Here is a 17,312-nt window from a genome sequence, read left to right on the forward strand (position 1 = left end):
GCCCAAGACGGCGCGCAGAATATCACGCTAAACAGCGTTTATGCGCCGTTTGGCCAATTGACAGGCCTAAATCGCGGCTTTTAATGCGCTCCTGTCAAGCCTGGCAGCCGCGACCTGCGGTCACAGGCGTGGAACTCTGCCGAAAATGACGGCTCTAGACACCTTCGTCGCGGCTTGCGTAGCATCGGCGACCGTCCTTCGTGCACACCTTCCACACAGAGTTACCCATGACTATCCAGCAAACACCCGGGCAGGTACTGCCCGCGCGCAGCGCCGCCAAAATGGAAGCGGCCATGGCCGTGGGCGCCTTCGCGATCGGCACCGGCGAATTCGCCATCATGGGCCTGATGCCCGACATCGCCCAGAACCTGGGCCTGAGCGAACCCCAGGTGGGCCACGCCATCAGCGCCTACGCCCTGGGCGTGATGGTGGGCGCCCCGCTGCTGGCCATCCTCGGCGCCAAGCTGCTGCGCAAACACATGCTGCTGTTGCTGATGGGCCTGTACGCCCTGGGCAACTTCGCCACCGCCTTCACCCCCACCTTCGGTTCGCTGGTGGCCTTCCGCTTTATCAGCGGCCTGCCCCACGGCGCCTACTTCGGCATCGCCGCCGTGGTTGCCTCCAGCATGGTGCCCACCGACAAACGCGCCGGCGCCGTAGCCCGCGTGATGATGGGCCTGACCCTGGCCATGCTGCTCGGCAACCCCATCGCCACCTTCCTCGGCCAACACCTGGGCTGGCGCTCGGCGTTCGCCCTGGTCAGCGTGATCGCCCTGCTCAGCATCGCCCTGGTCTGGCAATTCGTGCCCCACCGCCACGACGAACAACGCAGCGACCCACGCAAAGAACTGCGCGCCTTCACCAAACCCCAGGTCTGGATGGCCCTGTCCATCGGCGCAATTGGCTTTGCCGGGATGTTCTGCGTATTCAGCTACCTGGCGCCAACCATGCTCGAAGTGACCAAGGTCTCGCCGCAGTGGATTCCGTTTGGCCTTGCCGCGTTCGGCGTGGGCGGCATCATCGGCAACATTGCCGGTGGCAAGCTGTTTGATCGCATGCAGTTTCGGGCGGTGGGTTTGATTTTGGTATGGTCGATGGCCGTGCTGCTGTTCTTCCCCTTCGCCGCCTCGTCGCTGTGGGGTGTGCTGCTGAGCATGGGGTTGGTTGGCACTATGGTTGCGCTGGCAGCACCGTTGCAGATTCGCCTGATGGACATCGCCCACGAAGCGCCGAGCCTGGCGGCAGCGTCGAACCATGCGGCGTTCAACCTGGCGAATGCGCTGGGGCCGTGGTTTGGTGGGATGGCGATTACTGCCGGCCTCGGCTGGACCAGCACCGGCTACATCGGCGCCGCGACCGCCCTGGTGGGCCTGGGTCTCTACCTGATCGCCCGGCGGATGAAAGGCGGCCACTGACGCGCTACTCAATCAAACTGTGGGAGGGGCCTCCAGCCAGTTGAGACTTCTTTGTAGGAGCGAGCTTGCTCGCTCCTACAGAAGGCGATGACACTTAACTGGCAGGCATTAGTGCTTGCCCCCACTCCATCAATCATCATGCAGCAGCCCCGAACCATACTCCCCATAACTACTGCCCAGCCCACTACCGCCAAAATTCATTTTCGCGGCTTTGTTGGGGCTATGATCACCAAACGCCTGGCATCCGCCTGAAAAGCACGGGTCACTGCTCACGGCTGGTGAAGATGAACAAGCACTCAACAGCAACGTGCCGGTGATCATCACAACTTTGACGAGGTTCGAGATCATGGTTTCAGTTCCCTGTGGGCTGGAGGCGCTGGGGTCCTCTCTTGCAGGGAATCGTAGACCTCAACGGCGCAGGAAATTATGAAACTTTGCTGGGTGACAGCATGAGTTCAGGTTGCCGCCTTGGGTAAGGCGGCAGGGTTGGTAGTCAGGCTTTGACTGGGGCGGTTCCAGGCGCAACCTGCTCCTGGGCTCGGTCAACGAGCAGCGAGCTCAACTCGATTAACTGCTGAATGCCCAAGGCGATGGCGCGTTGGGAGTCGTCGAGATCGAACGCCAAGGTGGAGGCCATTTCGTTGGCGGATGCTAGGTTTTCGGCGGCGTTGGCCAGGAGAGTTTCGGGGTCGATGGTTGGGTTGACGAGGAATAGGTTGTCGCTTGGGCGTTCGGTGGGGGCAGCGTCGTCAGATGGGGGCAAGTGATCATGGATTGCTCGCTGGGCTGCGGCTTGAAGCTTGGCATCGACGGACGATGCGGTTTGATCAGGTGAAGCACTGCGTGTGTTGTTGTGCATGGGCGAAGCTCCAAATATTTTCGGGAGTTAAATAAACGCCTTAGCAATTCGGACTTCCACCTCCGACCGCTGAGTTTGCAGCGGCCCAACGAGGTTAGCTATGGATGGTCCAGGGGGCAAGCCGAGATAGCGTCGGACATTTCCTAGAAATTTTGACCTATTCCCCCAAGATCGTTCCGGCGCTTTCTGCATTGCCCCGATGATGGATTGGAACGACTAAACCTTCAGGCCTTGTAGGAAAGGCATTTCAGCGCTGCCTCCATCTCCCCGTACCATTTTCATACCATCACCAACGAGTGCAGCAAAGCCCAACCCCTTTTTACTGGCTGTAACAAAGCCGCGCATTGCCACCAAACACATTGAACTACTGACAGATTGCGTTACTCTGGCAGAGCTCATGCATATTTTTTGCAAAACAGCCAAGGATAGTCGTGACCCCTTTAGCACGGAGCTTTGTAATATATTAGCTTCTAGCGCCCCCAGAAGCAGCCCCCCAGCCTTCCTACGTCTTTAACTAGTGAGCAAGCATGTTCGAAGATATCAATATACAAGTCAGAACAGCCGCAAGTACTTCAGAGCATCTGCAGTCTTTATTCAAGGGACAACTAGAATCTCAAGATTTGTTAAGTCTCTTTTCCGAGATAGCAAAAAACCTCTTAATGTTTGAAGAGCACTTCAACGCTGGCCACATGGAAGATGCGCTTAAGCCTGCCAAAATGATTAGCATCTACGGGCAACAGCTCGCTGCAAAAGTTCAGGGCATTCCAAATGATATAATTCGGAATACTGGGAAGCTTTTAGATATAGACTGTGAGTCCCTTCAGGAGGCTATCAAAAACAGATCCTCATCCACTGATCATGTCTATAATGACGATAGAATAAAGAAGCTTCTAAATGAAAACGCAGTTCGTATCGCAGAACTTGAAATAAGAATTCAGCGCCTAGAACATGAAGCACAGGATGAAATCAATAAGGTTTTAGCTTTATATACTGACGGTATAGAAGCCATAGAAAGCTCAAAATCGGAAATCAATGATATTCTTGGTCATGTTTCAGGCCGAGCGATTGCGGGCGATTATGAGAAAAGCGCAACCGATGAGAAGGTGATGGCGGACTGGCTACGATATGGTGCTTTAGCGTGTATGGCGCTTATTGTAGTAGTTCTGGGCAGTGCAGTGGCCGCAACCATTACGAACGAGTTTGAATGGCCAAGATTCTTGAGCCGCGTCAGTTTAGTGTTCTTACTTTCTGTGCCTGCCGCTTATTTGGCGAGAGAGTCTGCCAAACATAGGGAGCAGCAGTATCAGCACCAGCAAACCTCACTCGACATGAAAGCGGTCTCGCCGTTCCTAGCGTCCCTACCCGAGGATGAGCGGCACAAGATCAAAGCCGCCATTGCATCTAGGATATTCAGCGGGAAGGACTTCTCCAAAGCCGGTAGTGATCCGTACCCAATCAACACTCATGAAATTCTTATGGAACTTATTAAAAAGTTAGAAGTATCCACAAAACCCACAGACTCAAAAAATAGCACGTCTATTTAATTCATATACTGGCGCTGGGCTTTCTCTATTTTAGAGTACTCCGCGCCTGGTTGACATACGAACCAACGGTATATGCAGCTGACTCGCACCCGTCAGGGATTACTTTTCTTGAAGGGACAAAGGGGACAGATTTATTTATCCGCCACGATATCGGGTTTTGAGTTGGCAAAGGAAAGCAAACGACTCACTCCCAGACACACCTCGCGACGGCCTGCTGCTTCAACCCGACGCTTCACGGCGTAAGATGCCCCACAACCGTCCACCATCGAGGCCGCCATGACTGGGATATTCCTAAACCTGCCGGAAGACCTATCCAACTCTCTCGCCGACCTGGCCAAAACCAACGGCCAGACAGCGAGCTACCTGGCAATGGACGTTCTTCGCGACTACATCGAGCACGAAAAGACGCTGACCTCTCAGATTGAGCTAGCGGTAAAACAAGCCGACGAAGACAAATTCGCCACCAATGACCAGGTGGCGACCATGCGCGCTAGGCGCTGGAGCCAGAATGCGGGTTGAGTGGCTTGAAAGAGGACTCAAAAATCTGGAAGACGAAGCGAGCTATGTCACTGTCGTAAAACCAAAAGCCGCTGACGATTTCTCGGATGCCATTTCACCAGCGAGGACAGACTGGCTCAGTTTCCTTCCAGGGGACGCGAAGATCGGGTGAAACATACCGCCGATGGGCAGCTCCCAACTGATCCTATCTGACCTCCGTTTAGAGTGCGAGCTGATCGATTGTAGATCCTTGGCGTATTTCACACGCGGCAACGTCCTCGTTCGAAGTGGCAATGCGCGCAAAATTTGCCTCTCCGGCCCCCACGATCCGTTCCTGATAAACTGCGCGCCATTCGCCTCGCTGACTCAGCCCCCCCATGCCCCTACAAACCGCCCCACTCTTTCGCCGCTTCTCCGTCGCCACGATGATGGATTGGACATAGCCTTATAAATAAAGCGCTGTGCAGATTCATTGGTTCTCGCGCACCAATTTCGTCCATCATCCAGAGATCTTCCTTGCCATTATCCTAACGCCTTCTAGAATCCAGAACTCAATTGATAAAACTGGACTCCGTTTATGCGCATCGTTGTCAAACTCTTGCTTTTTGCAGCTTTCGTAGCCTGTGCAGCCTGGGCCATTATGAAGCCTGGCTTTGACTCCGTGACCGCTGTCATTGCGTCGCTTGGTAGCTTGCTAGCGGCGTTCATTACGGCAAAGAAAGCAGAGCCTACCCAATCGCAAAAGGTTGGTGCGAATTCGAAAGCCATTCAAGCTGGCCGTGACGTGAATATCAGCAAATGAGGCCCGGCATGTTTGGAGACAGCCAAGAGCAGAATGTCGGAACCGGTGCAGTCGCCGTTCAAGCGGGAAATGACGTCCACATCACCCAAAACGGTCTAAACATGGCCGATGTCAAAGAGCTAACACAAATATTTCTTGACAGACACCTCCCTGCTCTTAGAGCAGAAGCTGAGGCTACTGCGAGAAAACACGCAGGTGAGTTTTTAGATGAGTTTGTGAAAAAACTTGCAGTGGCTAATACCGTTAAACCCGAAGCTTTTGCGAGACCTGACAGTCAAGCGTGTTTCAGCTCAGCGTTACTCAGTAGCGCTGAGAAAGGCGATCAGATTGATCTGGCTATGCTAGCATCGATGGTAGTCGCGAGACTTGAGCAAGACTCTGACCCCCTATTAAAGCTCGTATATGAGGAGGCTATAGCTGCGTTGCCTCGGATCACAAAAGAACAGATAGCTTTTCTCACCTTTATTTTATTCACCAAACACATCACTCCAAAACATCCTTCAGTGCATATCCTGGAGCTTAACGCACAAAGAGTTATGCCTCTGATTGAGCCTGGCTTCCTTCTTTCTACAGCTAACAGAGAATACCTCTGCAGTAAAGGACTTTTGAATATAAACTTGGTTGCAGATGCAAACTTAATGCTTTCAAACTATAAAAGAGGCGTACCTGACTTTCCACAGACAGACGAAGAACTAATAGAAACATATCCAGCACTTAACAAAATAATCGAGGCTTATGGCGCAGATTCTTTACCCACGTGTTTTTTAACTGCATCTGGAAAGCTTATTGCTCTATCAGCCCTTGAAGTCGCTTTCGGAAAGCTCGACATGTCTATCTGGATCAATTAGCCGGAAAAATGGGACAAATTTATTTGTACCATTGCCTAGACAGAGATAATCACTAGGCAGTAAAAAGCCGCCTTATCGGCGGCTAATTGTCTTAGGCATGATCTTCGGCGACTAAGCCTTCAGCTCATCCGGCGTATGCGTTTTAAGCCAATCAGCCAAGGCGGCGTTCATTCGCGTTTGCCAGCCCGGCCCGGAAGCTCTGAATCGCTCCAGCACGTCAGCATCAAAACGAACATTAACGTGCTCTTTAGTGGCCACCGACTTTGGCCGACCACGCTTCGGTTTGAGCATTTCCTTCGCCTGAGCTTTGCCAAACAATCCCGCAAGCACCTCGCTGGCTGGCTTGGCCTTAGCAAAGTCTTCAGCCGACCACTCAGGGTTCGCTGTATCGACCTTCTCAGGGCTGGGTTTCTTGGTCATAATTTTTGACCTCCCGTTTGTTGGCTTTACGAAAGCTGATGACGTGAACCGCGCCCCACCCGTGGGGTGAACACTACGACATGCAGCCGATCCCCTATGTATCCCATCGCCCGATAACGACACTCGCCATAGCCAAATCGATCATCTTCCAAGATCAAGGCAGTAGACCATTCAAAGTCCCGCACTAATGCAAACGGGAGTCCACGTTCTTCAACGTTACAAGCGTCTTTGGCTGGGTCATAGGTAATCCGTATACGATTATCGTAGCCACAATAAATCATCAACACAAAGTGCGCGTCGAAAGCCTGACCGAGCGTGTGCTCTGGTTATCACCGAAGGCTGACTGACTAGGCTTGAGAACCCGCCAAGTACCCGACAAACATCCCTGATAAACTACGCCCCATTCGCCTCGCTGACTCAGATCCCCCATGTCCCTACAAACCGCCCCACTCTCCCGCCGCTTCTCCGTCGCCCCCATGATGGACTGGACCGACCGCCACTGCCGGTTCTTCCTGCGCCTGCTCTCCAAACACGCCCTGCTCTACACCGAGATGGTCACCACCGGCGCTATCCTCCACGGCGACCACGACCGCTTCCTGCGCCACAACGAAGCCGAGCACCCGCTGGCCCTGCAACTGGGCGGCAGTGTCCCCGCCGATCTGACCGCCTGCGCCCGCATGGCCGAGGCCGCCGGTTACGACGAAGTGAACCTGAACGTTGGCTGCCCCAGCGACCGGGTGCAGAACAATATGATCGGCGCGATCCTCATGGCGCACCCTGCCCTGGTGGCGGATTGTGTGAAGGCGATGCGCGATGCGGTGTCGATCCCTGTGACGGTGAAGCACCGTATCGGCATCAATGGTCGGGACAGTTATGCCCAGTTGTGTGATTTCGTCGGCACAGTGAAGGACGCCGGTTGCACCAGTTTTACCGTGCATGCGCGGATTGCGATTCTGGAGGGGTTGTCGCCCAAGGAGAACCGGGACATTCCGCCGTTGCGTTATGACGTGGCGGCGCAGTTGAAGCGGGACTTTCCAGAGTTAGAGATTAATCTCAACGGTGGGATCAAGACGTTGGAGCAGTGCCAGGAGCATTTGCAGACGTTTGATGGGGTGATGTTGGGGCGGGAGGCTTATCACAATCCGTATTTGCTGGCGGAGGTGGATCAGCAGCTGTTTGGCAGCACCGCGCCTGTGATCACCCGCGCTGAGGCGTTGGCGCAGTTGCGTCCGTATATAGCCGAGCACTTGGCGACAGGCGGCGCGATGCATCACATTACGCGCCATGTTCTGGGGCTGGGGACCGGTTTTCCGGGGGCGCGTAAGTTTCGGCAGTTGTTGTCGGTGGATATTCATAAGGCGAGTGATCCGTTGGCGTTGTTGGATCAGGCGGGGGCTTTGTTGGAGGGGCGGTGACGGGTTGGGTGTCAGTGGGGGTATTTGGGGCTGACAGGCTGCTTTCGCGAGCAAGCCCGCTCCCACAGTTTTGAGCGATGTGTGTCAGGTGAATATCATTGGCTGGGCTGGCGTCATCGCAGGCAAGCCAGCTCCCACAGTTTGACCGATGAGGGCTAGGTGAATCTCAGTGGCTGGGCTGGCGTCATGCAGGCAAGTTGGCTCCCACAGTTTGATCGGAGGGCATCGAGCAGTTGGGGGGAACCTGTCGGCGATTCTGGCCTCCTAGTTAGCACCACGGCCGGTAATTCAAACGGCTGTTTCCAGGTTATTGCCCTCGCAAACGACCTAACGCATTTGCGCCCTTGAGCGCCTGCCAGCGCTCGGGTAATGTCATCAGACCCACAGGACAGAGCACGCCCATGACTTCCAAGCTGGAACAACTCAAGCAATTCACCACCGTCGTAGCCGATACCGGCGATTTTTCCACGCTCGCCAAGCTCAAGCCGCAAGACGCGACCACCAACCCTTCCCTGCTGCTCAAGGCTGCGTCGATTCCTGGCTATGCCAAGCTGCTGGATGAGTGTGTGCAGGATTGCAACGGCGATGTGGGCCTGGCCAGTGACCGCTTTGCGGTGGCGGTGGGTCAAGAGATTCTCAAAGTAGTGCCGGGCCGTATTTCCACTGAGGTGGATGCGCGCCTGTCGTTCGACGAGGCCGCTATTCTCAAGCGTGCGCACCGTCTGATCGACCTGTACGACAAAGCCGGGGTCAGCCGCGACCGCGTGCTGATCAAGATCGCCTCCACCTGGGAAGGCATCCGCGCCGCCGAAAAGCTGGAAAAAGAAGGCATCCAGACCAACCTGACGCTGCTGTTCTCGTTTGCCCAGGCCGTGGCTTGTGCTGAAGCGGGTGTGTTTCTGATTTCGCCGTTTGTGGGCCGTATCTACGATTGGTACAAGAAGGCCAACGGCAACGACTACACCGGCTCTGAAGACCCGGGCGTGCAGTCGGTGACGCGCATCTACAACTACTACAAGGCTAACGGCTACAAGACCGTGGTGATGGGTGCGAGCTTCCGTAACCTCAGCCAGATCGAGGAACTGGCCGGTTGTGATCGCCTGACCATCAGCCCGGACCTGTTGGAGAAGCTGGCAGCCGATGAAGGCAAGCTGGAGCGCAAATTGGCGCCAGGCCATGCCGGTGAGGCCCGTGTGCATATGACTGAAGCGCAGTTCCGTTGGGAGTCCAACGAGGACGCGATGGCGACTGAGAAGCTGGCGGAGGGGATTCGTCAGTTTGCTCGGGACCAGGAGAAGCTGGAGGCGTTGTTGTCGGCCAAGCTGTAAGGGCAGATAGCAGCAGAAAGGGCGGCACCTGTGAGGGTGCCGCCCTTTTTTGCCTCGCTGTCACCGCCGTCCAGTGTGGGAGCTGGCTGCCTGCGATAGCGGTGGGCCAGCCAACACTTCATCGACTGACAGTGCGCAATCGCAGGCAAGCCAGCTCCCACATTGGACTGTGTGTGTTTGAGCAGGGAGGCCGTCAGTGCCGCTCTAGGGCGTTGACGAGGTCGTGGAAGGCTTCGCGGTTGGACTCGTTCAAGCCCATCAGGATCTTGTGCGCTTCCAGCACCTTGACCCGCACGACCTCCTCGGACTGGTCCTGGGACGGCAGGTCGGTAAGGCATTCCGGGCAGGGGATCGGGCGGTCAACGATGTTGAACACCTGGTCAAAGCCCATGGACTGCAACAGACGGGTGATGTCTTCGTGGGTGGTGACCACGGTCGGCAACAGGCCGACCTTCTGCCGCGACAGAATGGACAACTTGGCCAACAGGCCCAGGGTGGTGCTATCGATGCTGCGCGTTTCGGTCAGGTCGATCACGATCGCCGAGAAGTTCAGCGCTGTGAAGATCCGCTCGATCGTCGCATCCAGGGCCGAACACAAGGTCAGGCGCACTTCACCGACAAACTTCAGGACGAAGGTCCCGTCTTGCTCGGCGAATTGGATTCTTCCGGTACTCATCAAAGATTCCTGCTCAACACCAATAGGGCGATATCATCCGGCATCTCCCCTAGCGTGGCCAATCCAAAAACCTGCCGCAGGCCATCCAGGCTGCCGCCCGCCGACTTGACCTTTTGGGGCAAGGCGGCTTCTTTCTCTTTGAGTGTAGGCTCTGGAAGAAGGTCCAGGATGCCGTCGGACATCAGCGTCAGGCTGAAGGTCGGCGGCAGTTCCAGGATGTGGTCTTCGTAGGTGGCTTCGTTAAACAAGCCTACGGGCAGGCCACGCCCTTCCAGGTAACGCACACTGTCAGGAGTGTACAAAACAGGCATCGGCAGGTGACCGCCAATGCTGTAGGTCAAAAGACCGGTTTCTTCGTCGATCACGCCGCCGACCATCGTCACGTGCTTGCCCAGCTTGCAGCTGATCAGGCCCCGGTTGATGTGGCCCAGCACCTCGGAGGGGGTGAACTCCGGCAAGGTGCCATTGCGCTTGGACTCAAACAACAGCCGTGTGGTCATGAACTTCAACAACACGGTCACAAAAGCTGAAGACGCGCCATGGCCGGACACGTCGGCCAGGTAGAACGCCACGCGCCGCTCATCGACGCGGAAGTAGTCGACAAAATCACCCGACAGGTACAACGACGGGATGATCTGGTGGGCGAACTTGAATTCGTCGGTGGTCCAGGGGCTGACCGGCAGCATGTTCATCTGCACCTGGCGACCGGCGTTCTGGTCTTCCTGCAGCAGGTTCAGGCTGGCTTCGAGTTCGCGGTTGGCGGTCTCGAGCTTTTCACGGTAGCGCTGGTTTTCCAGGAGCAGGCGTGCACGGTCCAGGGCGCGGCGCACCGAGTGCTCCAGCACAGCCAGGTCTTCCAGGGGCTTGATCAGGTAATCGGCGGCGCCCAGGCGCAAGGCTTCAACGGCATCGTTCATGACACCGGCACCGGACACGACAATCACCGGCGTTTGCGGGGCAAGCTCGGTCACCTGGCGAATCAGCTCAAGGCCGCCCATCTGGGGCATGCGCAGGTCGCAGATCACAAGGTCGGGCTTGTCGCGCTCGAATACCTGGAGACCCTGTTGGCCATTACTGGCCTGCAGGACGCTGAAGCCACTGTCTTCCAAGTAGGCCGCGAGGCTCGCGCGCACTACTTCGTCGTCATCGATTATCAGCAGCGTGGCACTGGTTTTTTGCATGTGGGCAAACGGCGCCAGAATTAGGTTGGCGTAGGCGGCTCGGCAATGGCCGGGCTCACGTACTGGATTCGCTTTCTAGCCTCTCTGTCCTACAAAGCATTGGGATTTGGCCCATGCACAACGGTAAAGCAGAGGTGCCCTTCTAAGGCGCAGACGGTACTCCCATCCGTGAGGGGTTTCAAGCTCATGCCGATGGTCGCCGGGCGTCTTTACACCGCAAATCACCGGGAGTTATAAGAACCCTCACAACCACAACGCAAAGTAAGGATGGATGCTGTGAGCGAACACGAGCGCGACTACGCCGAAAAACGCGATTTCATCCGCATGCGAATAGATGCCGATGTGTCTTTGATCCATGCCGGGCAGGAGATCGCCGGTACCTGCGTGGACCTCTCCAGTTCCGGCATGCAAGTGCAGGCACCTCGCCAGTTCACGGTGGGTGACCTGCTGACCGTGCGCATTGATTCAGAACACGCTGCGCTCAGGGGTCTTGAAGCGGATACCGAGGTGGTGTGGACCAAGGCAGTAGGCGATGACCAGCATCTGGGCCTCAAGATTCTGAAAATGCGCTAACGCAACATCCAGCCCCTGCGCAAGGGTGACGCGGAGCGTCACAGGAGGCGTTCCCACGCGGAGCGTGGGGAACGATCAGTGCGCACAAAAAAGGCGACCCTATGAAGGTCGCCTTTTTCATTTCAAAACGTCACAGCTTAAAAGTCGTCAACGACCTTGCCGTCCTTGACCTTGAACTCGCGGTTCTGCAGGTAAGCGTTACGAATGAAGGTGTACTTGTCGCCACTGATCAGCTTCTCGCTGTCGAGCAGGCTGGCGCGCACGTCGACGACGTTGAGGCCGAAGGTGCTGTTACGCCAGCCGATGTCGTTCATGTAGCGGTACGGTTGGGTGTAGCTGTCGACGTATTTGGACGGCGCATCACGCAAGGTGCTTGGGCCCAGCAACGGGATCATCACGTATGGGCCGCTGCCCACGCCCCAGTAGCCGAGGGTCTGGCCGAAATCTTCATCGCTGCGCTGCAGCCCCATTTTGGTGCCGACGTCGATAAAGCCCAGTACGCCAAACGTGGTGTTGACCAACAGGCGGGCGGTGTCGACGCCTGCATTGTGCGGCTTGAGTTGCAGCACGTTGTTGGCCAGGTTGCCGACATCACCGATGTTGCGGAAGAAGTTGTGAACGCCGTCCTGCACAAATTGCGGGGTGACGAACTGATAGCCCTGGGCGAGGGGCTTGAGGGCGTAGGTGTCAACGGTGTCGTTGAAGGTGAAGATGGGGCGGTTGACGCTTTCCCATGGGTCATCTTCCGAGGCCGCTTGGGCAGCGAACGGTGCCAACAGGATGGTGGCACACACCGATAGCTGAGCGAAGTACTGGCTCCAGCGCATAGCTTTTGCTCCTTGAATGGTCTGTCATGGGCGCTATGCCCTGAATAAGGCCGTCAGTATATGACGGAAGTGCCGATTTAGGCAGCTACCTAGAATCGTCTTACGTAAAATGCACAAAATTCCTACAAATATCGACAGTGTCATCCCCTTGTCATGCCGCCCCGATAGCGTGGCAGCTATTTCAGGGACGTTCAGATGCCACACGCCGAGATTGCCGTCGCCGCAGCCCCCTCATTGACCGCCGTGTTATTTAGCCTGAGTGGCTGCCTGGTGGATTTTGGTTCCCTGGCGCGCACCGACTCACCGTGCGCGGATGCCGAGGCCACGCCGGGCGCATTGAAAATCCTGCGCAGCCTCAAAGAACAAGGCGTGCCCTGCGCCTGGCTGGACGAACTGCCTCCCGCCGTGACCACGCCACTGTGCGCCGGCCTGCCTGGCTGGCTCAAGGCCGCCTCACCCTCCTCCATTCGCTGGCCCGCGCCCCACGCCTGCTGGCAAGCCCTGATGGAGTTGAACATCGAACGCCTGGAAGGCTGCGTACTGGTCAGCGGCGAGCCGCGCCTGCTGCAATCGGGCCTGAATGCCGGTTTGTGGACCATCGGCCTGGCCTCCTGCGGTTCGCTCTGCGGCCTGTCGCCCCAGCAATGGCAGGCGCTGACCGAGCAGCAACGCGAACACAAGCGCGGCAAGGCCACGGTGGCGCTCTATGGCCTGGGTGTGCATTCGGTGATCGACCACCTCGGCGAACTCGGCACCTGCCTGGCCGACATCCGCCTGCGCCAGCTCAAGGGCGAGAAGCCCTGATCGAGATCATGCACAGTTGGCCGCAGTGGATTAATCTACAGGTCAGCCCGTAGACCTTTCACGGCGTGCCGCGGTCTATGCCAGTGCCTATCGATAAAAGGAAAGAACGTCATGCCTGATCGCAAAAAACTGGAAGAACAGGTCGAGATCCTGCGCGGGCAGTTGGAACAGGACCCACCGCTGCCAGTAGAGAAACGTGAAGCGCTGGAGGCGCTGATTGCCAAGTTCGAAATGCAACTTGAATTGGAACCGGCGACACAGACACCCAGTATTTCCGACGATGTGAATCAAGCGGCCATAGAGTTTGATGCTGAACATCCAGTCATTTCTGGGACCTTGCGCAATATTATGATCACCCTGGGCAATATCGGCATCTAACCCAATCCCAAGCCAAACACACAACCAAATGTGGGAGCTGGCTTGCCTGCGATAGCGGTGTATCAGTCACTTGATGAATGACTGAAAGATCGCAATCGCAGGCAAGCCAGCTCCCACAGTTTTTTGTATGAAGGTTTACTGGCGCGCCAGCCGCACGTTCAGGAACTGGGTGTTCTCAGTGCTGCGGTACGGGTTGATATCCAACCCACCCCGGCGCACATACCGCGCATACACCGTCAACTTCTCCGGCTTGAGCAAGCGCTGCAAGTCCAGGAAGATCCGCTCCACACACTGCTCATGAAAATCCGAGTGCTGGCGAAAGCTGACGATATATTCCAGCAGGCTGGCATGATCCAGCGCCGCACCGCGATATTCCACCACCACACTGCCCCAGTCAGGCTGGCTGGTCACCGGGCAGTTGGATTTGAGCAGGTGGCTGTGCACGCTCTCCTCCACCACGCGCGAATCATCGCAACGCAGCAGTTCCGGGCGCGGGTGTTCGTAGCTGCTGACGTTGATATCCAGGTCGTCAATGCACACGCCCGGGAGCGCCATCACGCCTTCGGCCTCAATATCGGCCAGGCTGCGAATGCGCACGCTCACGGGCTTGCCGGCAGCAGCGCTGAGGTCGGTGCGCAGGGTGGCTTCAAGGCTTTGCGTGTCGGCAAACGCGGTCTGGTTCAACGAGTTGAGGTACAGCTTGAACGACTTGGACTCGATGATGTTTGGCGAGTCGGCCGGAATGCTGAATTCACCGATGGCTACCACCGGCTTGCCCGAGGGCAACAGCCAGGACAGTTCGAAGCAGTTCCAGAAATCCACGCCCTTGTACGGCAGGGTCTCGGCGCTCAGGCCCAGCTCGGCCCACTTGGCGGCGCGTGGAATCGGGAACAACAACGAAGGCGTGTAAGTGCTGATGTATTCACTGGACTTGCCCAGCGGCGAATGTTCGGCTGCGGGATGCATGGCGGAAACCTGGCTAAATAAACCGCGCCAGTCTACCAGCCTTTGCCCCCGCCCTTAACAAACGCCTCACTCAACGGTCAGTTTGCCGACCATGCCTGCCTGGTAATGCCCAGGCAGGTTGCAGGCGAACTCAAGGCCCGTGGCCTGCTTGAACGTCCAGGTCAGCTCGGCCGTCTTGCCCGGCTCCACCAGCACACTGTTGGGATCGTCGTGCTTCATGCCGCCCATGTCGCCGTGGCCCATGGCGCTGTGATCCATCTTGCCCATGCCGGTGGCGGTGAGCATGCCACTGGCTTGCATCTGCAACATCTCTTTCTGGTGGGCGGCATGCATGGCCGCGTCACCCAGGTTGAACTCATGCAGCAACTGGCCTTTGTTGACTAGCACGAAGCGCACGGTTTCACCGGCCTTGACGTCCAGGGACTTGGGCTCAAAGGCAATGTCCCGCAGCGTGACTTCAACGGTGCGCGTGGCTTTATCCGCCGGGGCCGGCTGTCCGAACGCGTAGGTGTGAGTCGCATCCGCCAGTGCATTGAAACTCAACGCCAACAGGCAGCCCGCCAATAACTGGGGTGTACGCAACGCCATCTTTCACTCTCCAAAATAGGTATCCAGCTTGGGCAACACTTTAAGATGGCCTCGCTGCCAGTCAGCTGACTGCTAGATTACAACTTTGTCAGCTTGCGCCCATACCCCGGAGCCCAGGGTATAAAGGCCGGCGTCCACCTTGACCAAGAGCCCTACATGAAACTGCTGATCGTCGAAGACCAACCCAAAACCGGTCATTACCTGCGTCAGGGCCTGGCCGAAGCGGGCTTTACCACCGAACTGGTGGCCGACGGCACCAGTGGCCAGCACCTGGCGCTGACGGGCGACTATGACTTGTTGATCCTCGATGTGATGCTGCCCGGCCGCGATGGCTGGCAAATCCTGCAGGCGGTGCGCAGTGCCGGCCTGGACATGCCGGTGCTGTTCCTTACCGCCCGCGATGCCGTCGAAGACCGGGTACACGGCCTGGAGTTGGGCGCCGACGATTACCTGGTCAAACCCTTTGCCTTTTCCGAACTGCTGGCGCGGGTGCGCACCTTGTTGCGCCGTGGCAGCAGCACGCCGCAGGAGACCACGCTGCAACTGGCCGACCTGAGCCTGGACTTGATCCGCCGCCGCGTCGAGCGCAGCGGCCAGCGCATCGACCTCACCGCCAAGGAGTTCGCCCTGCTGGAGCTGCTGCTACGCCGCCAGGGCGAAGTGCTGCCCAAGACGCTGATCGCCTCCCAGGTGTGGGACATGAATTTCGACAGCGACACCAACATCATCGAAGTCGCCATTCGCCGCCTGCGCCTGAAAGTCGATGACAATTTCCCCAACAAACTGATCCACACCGTACGCGGCATGGGTTACGTGCTGGAGGAACGGTTCACGTGATCAAGCGCCTGTCCCTGACCAGCCGCCTGGCGCTGCTGTTTGCCGCCTGCACGGCGGTGGTCTCGTTGATCGCCGGGGTGTTGTTCAACCGGGCCAGCGAGGCGCACTTCATGGAGCTGGACCAGCAACAGCTCGAAAGCAAACTGGTGGCCCTGCGCAGCACCTTGCAGGGTGTCACCTCACGGGAAGACCTCGCCCAGCGCACCCCTCAACTGCGTGCCGAACTCGATCACCAGCCCGACCTCACCTTGCGCATCACCGGGGCGGGTCAACGTTGGCTGGACGGCGCGCCACACCTTCCCTTGCCCCAAGCACCCGGCCTGCACAGCCTGCAATACGCAGGCACCGACTACCGCGTCTTCATCGCGCCCTTGACGCCCAGCCAACTGGATTCGCCACAGCTGACCCTGATCCTCGACATCACTCACCACCAGCACTTTCTACAACGCATGCAACGCTTGATCTGGCTGACCGTGAGCCTCTCGGCCCTGGCCACCGCCCTGCTCGGCGCCTGGGCTGCACGCAGCGGGTTGCGGCCACTGCGGCGCATGGGTGAAGTGGCCGCCAGCGTCTCCGCCCACTCCCTCACACAACGCTTACCACAAGAGCAAATGCCGGTGGAACTCGCGGAACTGGCCCAGGCCGTCAACGCCATGCTGGCGCGCCTGGACGACGCCTTTCAGCGCCTGTCCGCCTTCAGCGCGGATATCGCCCACGAACTGCGCACACCGCTGTCCAACCTGCTGACCCAGACCCAAGTCATCCTCACCCAACCGCGCCCGCTGGAGGATTACCGCGAGGCGCTGCACAGCAACCTCGAAGAGCTGCAATGGATGGCGCAACTGGTCAACGACATGCTGTACCTGGCCAAAGCTGACCACGGCTTGCTGATGCCCAGCCGTGAAGCGCTGGATTTGGGCGATGAGGTCGACGCACTGTTGGAGTTCTTTACCCTGCTGGCGGAGGACGCACAGGTGAGGCTGGTGCGCGAAGGCAGCGCCCAGACGATGGGCGATCGCGGTATGTTGCGCCGGGCCTTGTCGAATCTGCTGGATAACGCGCTGCGGTTTACCCCACCAGGCGGTGAAGTGCGGGTGCGGCTCGAGAGTGGCGTGACACTGACGGTTGAGAACAGCGGGGAAGGTATTCCTGCGCCGTTATTGCCGCGGCTGTTTGACCGGTTCTACCGAGCCGACCCGTCGAGGCGTGCAGGTAGCAGTGAACATGCGGGCCTGGGGTTGGCGATTACCCAGTCGATTGTGCGAGCGCATGGCGGGAAGATTTATTGTGAGTCGCAGGCGGGCTGGACAAGGTTTGTGATCGAGTTGCCCAAGGGCGACTGCTGATCGTTCC

Annotated in this window: 20 protein-coding genes; 12 read left to right on the top strand and 8 right to left on the bottom strand. The window is 57.6% G+C overall.

Annotated features, from left to right (window positions below; all coding sequences use genetic code 11):
* The first annotated feature begins 227 nt into the window (after positions 1-227).
* Positions 228-1,415 carry an MFS transporter gene (locus QK296_RS09405; protein WP_282390844.1) on the top strand — a complete coding sequence of 396 codons (1,188 nt, stop codon included), beginning with the start codon at positions 228-230 and terminating at the stop codon, positions 1,413-1,415.
* Positions 1,416-1,544: 129 nt separating this feature from the next.
* On the opposite strand, the gene QK296_RS09410 is transcribed toward QK296_RS09405, so the two are convergent.
* Both QK296_RS09410 and QK296_RS09415 read right to left on the bottom strand, forming a co-directional pair.
* The gene (locus QK296_RS09410) at positions 1,545-1,763 is read right to left on the bottom strand and encodes a hypothetical protein (RefSeq protein ID WP_081339059.1); all 219 of its coding nucleotides are present in this window, start codon (positions 1,761-1,763) and stop codon (positions 1,545-1,547) included.
* Between the two features lie 145 nt (positions 1,764-1,908).
* Positions 1,909-2,274 carry a DUF6124 family protein gene (locus tag QK296_RS09415; protein ID WP_282390845.1) on the bottom strand — a complete coding sequence of 122 codons (366 nt, stop codon included), beginning with the start codon at positions 2,272-2,274 and terminating at the stop codon, positions 1,909-1,911.
* A 527-nt stretch (positions 2,275-2,801) separates the two neighbouring features.
* Here QK296_RS09415 and QK296_RS09420 point away from each other — a divergent pair.
* The 4 genes from QK296_RS09420 to QK296_RS09435 all read left to right on the top strand — a co-directional run bounded on the left by QK296_RS09420 (position 2,802) and on the right by QK296_RS09435 (position 5,966).
* Complete coding sequence (locus QK296_RS09420) at positions 2,802-3,818, top strand: hypothetical protein (protein ID WP_282390846.1); 1,017 nt, start codon at positions 2,802-2,804, stop codon at positions 3,816-3,818.
* A gap of 276 nt (positions 3,819-4,094) precedes the next feature.
* Positions 4,095-4,337 (top strand): CopG family transcriptional regulator, encoded by a 243-nt coding sequence (locus QK296_RS09425; protein ID WP_282390847.1) that lies wholly within the window; start codon positions 4,095-4,097, stop codon positions 4,335-4,337.
* A 556-nt stretch (positions 4,338-4,893) separates the two neighbouring features.
* Positions 4,894-5,118: a hypothetical protein gene (locus QK296_RS09430; protein WP_282390849.1), complete on the top strand. Its 225-nt coding sequence runs from the start codon at positions 4,894-4,896 to the stop codon at positions 5,116-5,118.
* Between the two features lie 8 nt (positions 5,119-5,126).
* Positions 5,127-5,966 (top strand): LPO_1073/Vpar_1526 family protein, encoded by an 840-nt coding sequence (locus QK296_RS09435; protein ID WP_282390850.1) that lies wholly within the window; start codon positions 5,127-5,129, stop codon positions 5,964-5,966.
* Between the two features lie 111 nt (positions 5,967-6,077).
* Here QK296_RS09435 and QK296_RS09440 read toward each other — a convergent pair whose 3' ends face one another.
* The gene (locus QK296_RS09440) at positions 6,078-6,386 is read right to left on the bottom strand and encodes a BrnA antitoxin family protein (protein WP_282390851.1); all 309 of its coding nucleotides are present in this window, start codon (positions 6,384-6,386) and stop codon (positions 6,078-6,080) included.
* A 428-nt stretch (positions 6,387-6,814) separates the two neighbouring features.
* Between QK296_RS09440 and dusA the strand changes: the two genes are divergently transcribed.
* Both dusA and tal read left to right on the top strand, forming a co-directional pair.
* A complete protein-coding gene (gene dusA / locus QK296_RS09445) occupies positions 6,815-7,801 on the top strand; it encodes a tRNA dihydrouridine(20/20a) synthase DusA (RefSeq protein ID WP_282390852.1) in 987 nt (328 codons plus the stop codon).
* Between the two features lie 401 nt (positions 7,802-8,202).
* Entirely contained in the window at positions 8,203-9,129 is a 927-nt protein-coding gene (gene tal, locus QK296_RS09450; RefSeq protein ID WP_034135107.1) for a transaldolase, read from the top strand.
* A gap of 193 nt (positions 9,130-9,322) precedes the next feature.
* Here tal and rssC read toward each other — a convergent pair whose 3' ends face one another.
* Together rssC and rssB are read right to left on the bottom strand one after the other, a co-directional pair.
* Positions 9,323-9,805, bottom strand: a complete 483-nt coding sequence (gene rssC / locus QK296_RS09455; RefSeq protein ID WP_003172602.1) for an anti-sigma factor antagonist RssC — start codon at positions 9,803-9,805, stop codon at positions 9,323-9,325.
* Entirely contained in the window at positions 9,805-10,986 is a 1,182-nt protein-coding gene (gene rssB / locus QK296_RS09460) for a two-component system response regulator RssB (protein ID WP_098952385.1), read from the bottom strand. Before rssB ends, rssC begins: the two co-directional genes overlap by 1 nt.
* 276 nt (positions 10,987-11,262) lie before the next feature.
* Between rssB and QK296_RS09465 the strand changes: the two genes are divergently transcribed.
* Positions 11,263-11,559: a PilZ domain-containing protein gene (locus QK296_RS09465; RefSeq protein ID WP_003189689.1), complete on the top strand. Its 297-nt coding sequence runs from the start codon at positions 11,263-11,265 to the stop codon at positions 11,557-11,559.
* Positions 11,560-11,696: 137 nt separating this feature from the next.
* Here the strand turns inward: QK296_RS09465 and QK296_RS09470 are convergent, their stop codons facing one another.
* Positions 11,697-12,386, bottom strand: coding sequence for a VacJ family lipoprotein (locus QK296_RS09470; protein WP_032892828.1), 690 nt, complete (start codon positions 12,384-12,386; stop codon positions 11,697-11,699).
* 195 nt (positions 12,387-12,581) lie between these two features.
* Between QK296_RS09470 and QK296_RS09475 the strand changes: the two genes are divergently transcribed.
* A complete protein-coding gene (locus tag QK296_RS09475; protein ID WP_282390853.1) occupies positions 12,582-13,190 on the top strand; it encodes an HAD family phosphatase in 609 nt (202 codons plus the stop codon).
* Positions 13,191-13,301: 111 nt separating this feature from the next.
* Complete coding sequence (locus QK296_RS09480; RefSeq protein ID WP_057013347.1) at positions 13,302-13,568, top strand: DUF4404 family protein; 267 nt, start codon at positions 13,302-13,304, stop codon at positions 13,566-13,568.
* Between the two features lie 135 nt (positions 13,569-13,703).
* Here the strand turns inward: QK296_RS09480 and queF are convergent, their stop codons facing one another.
* Both queF and QK296_RS09490 read right to left on the bottom strand, forming a co-directional pair.
* On the bottom strand, positions 13,704-14,534 hold the full coding sequence (gene queF, locus QK296_RS09485; protein ID WP_003189684.1) for an NADPH-dependent 7-cyano-7-deazaguanine reductase QueF: 831 nt from the start codon (positions 14,532-14,534) through the stop codon (positions 13,704-13,706).
* 66 nt (positions 14,535-14,600) lie between these two features.
* Complete coding sequence (locus tag QK296_RS09490) at positions 14,601-15,122, bottom strand: cupredoxin family protein (RefSeq protein WP_003189683.1); 522 nt, start codon at positions 15,120-15,122, stop codon at positions 14,601-14,603.
* Between the two features lie 156 nt (positions 15,123-15,278).
* Here QK296_RS09490 and QK296_RS09495 point away from each other — a divergent pair, with 156 nt between their 5' ends.
* Both QK296_RS09495 and QK296_RS09500 read left to right on the top strand, forming a co-directional pair.
* Complete coding sequence (locus QK296_RS09495; protein WP_282390854.1) at positions 15,279-15,959, top strand: heavy metal response regulator transcription factor; 681 nt, start codon at positions 15,279-15,281, stop codon at positions 15,957-15,959.
* Positions 15,956-17,305, top strand: coding sequence for a heavy metal sensor histidine kinase (locus QK296_RS09500; protein ID WP_034135105.1), 1,350 nt, complete (start codon positions 15,956-15,958; stop codon positions 17,303-17,305). The genes QK296_RS09495 and QK296_RS09500 overlap by 4 nt, the downstream gene beginning before the upstream one ends.
* Positions 17,306-17,312: the final 7 nt, after the last annotated feature.

The sequence above is a fragment of the Pseudomonas sp. AL10 genome (genome assembly GCF_029960685.1).
GTDB lineage: Bacteria > Pseudomonadota > Gammaproteobacteria > Pseudomonadales > Pseudomonadaceae > Aquipseudomonas > Aquipseudomonas lactis.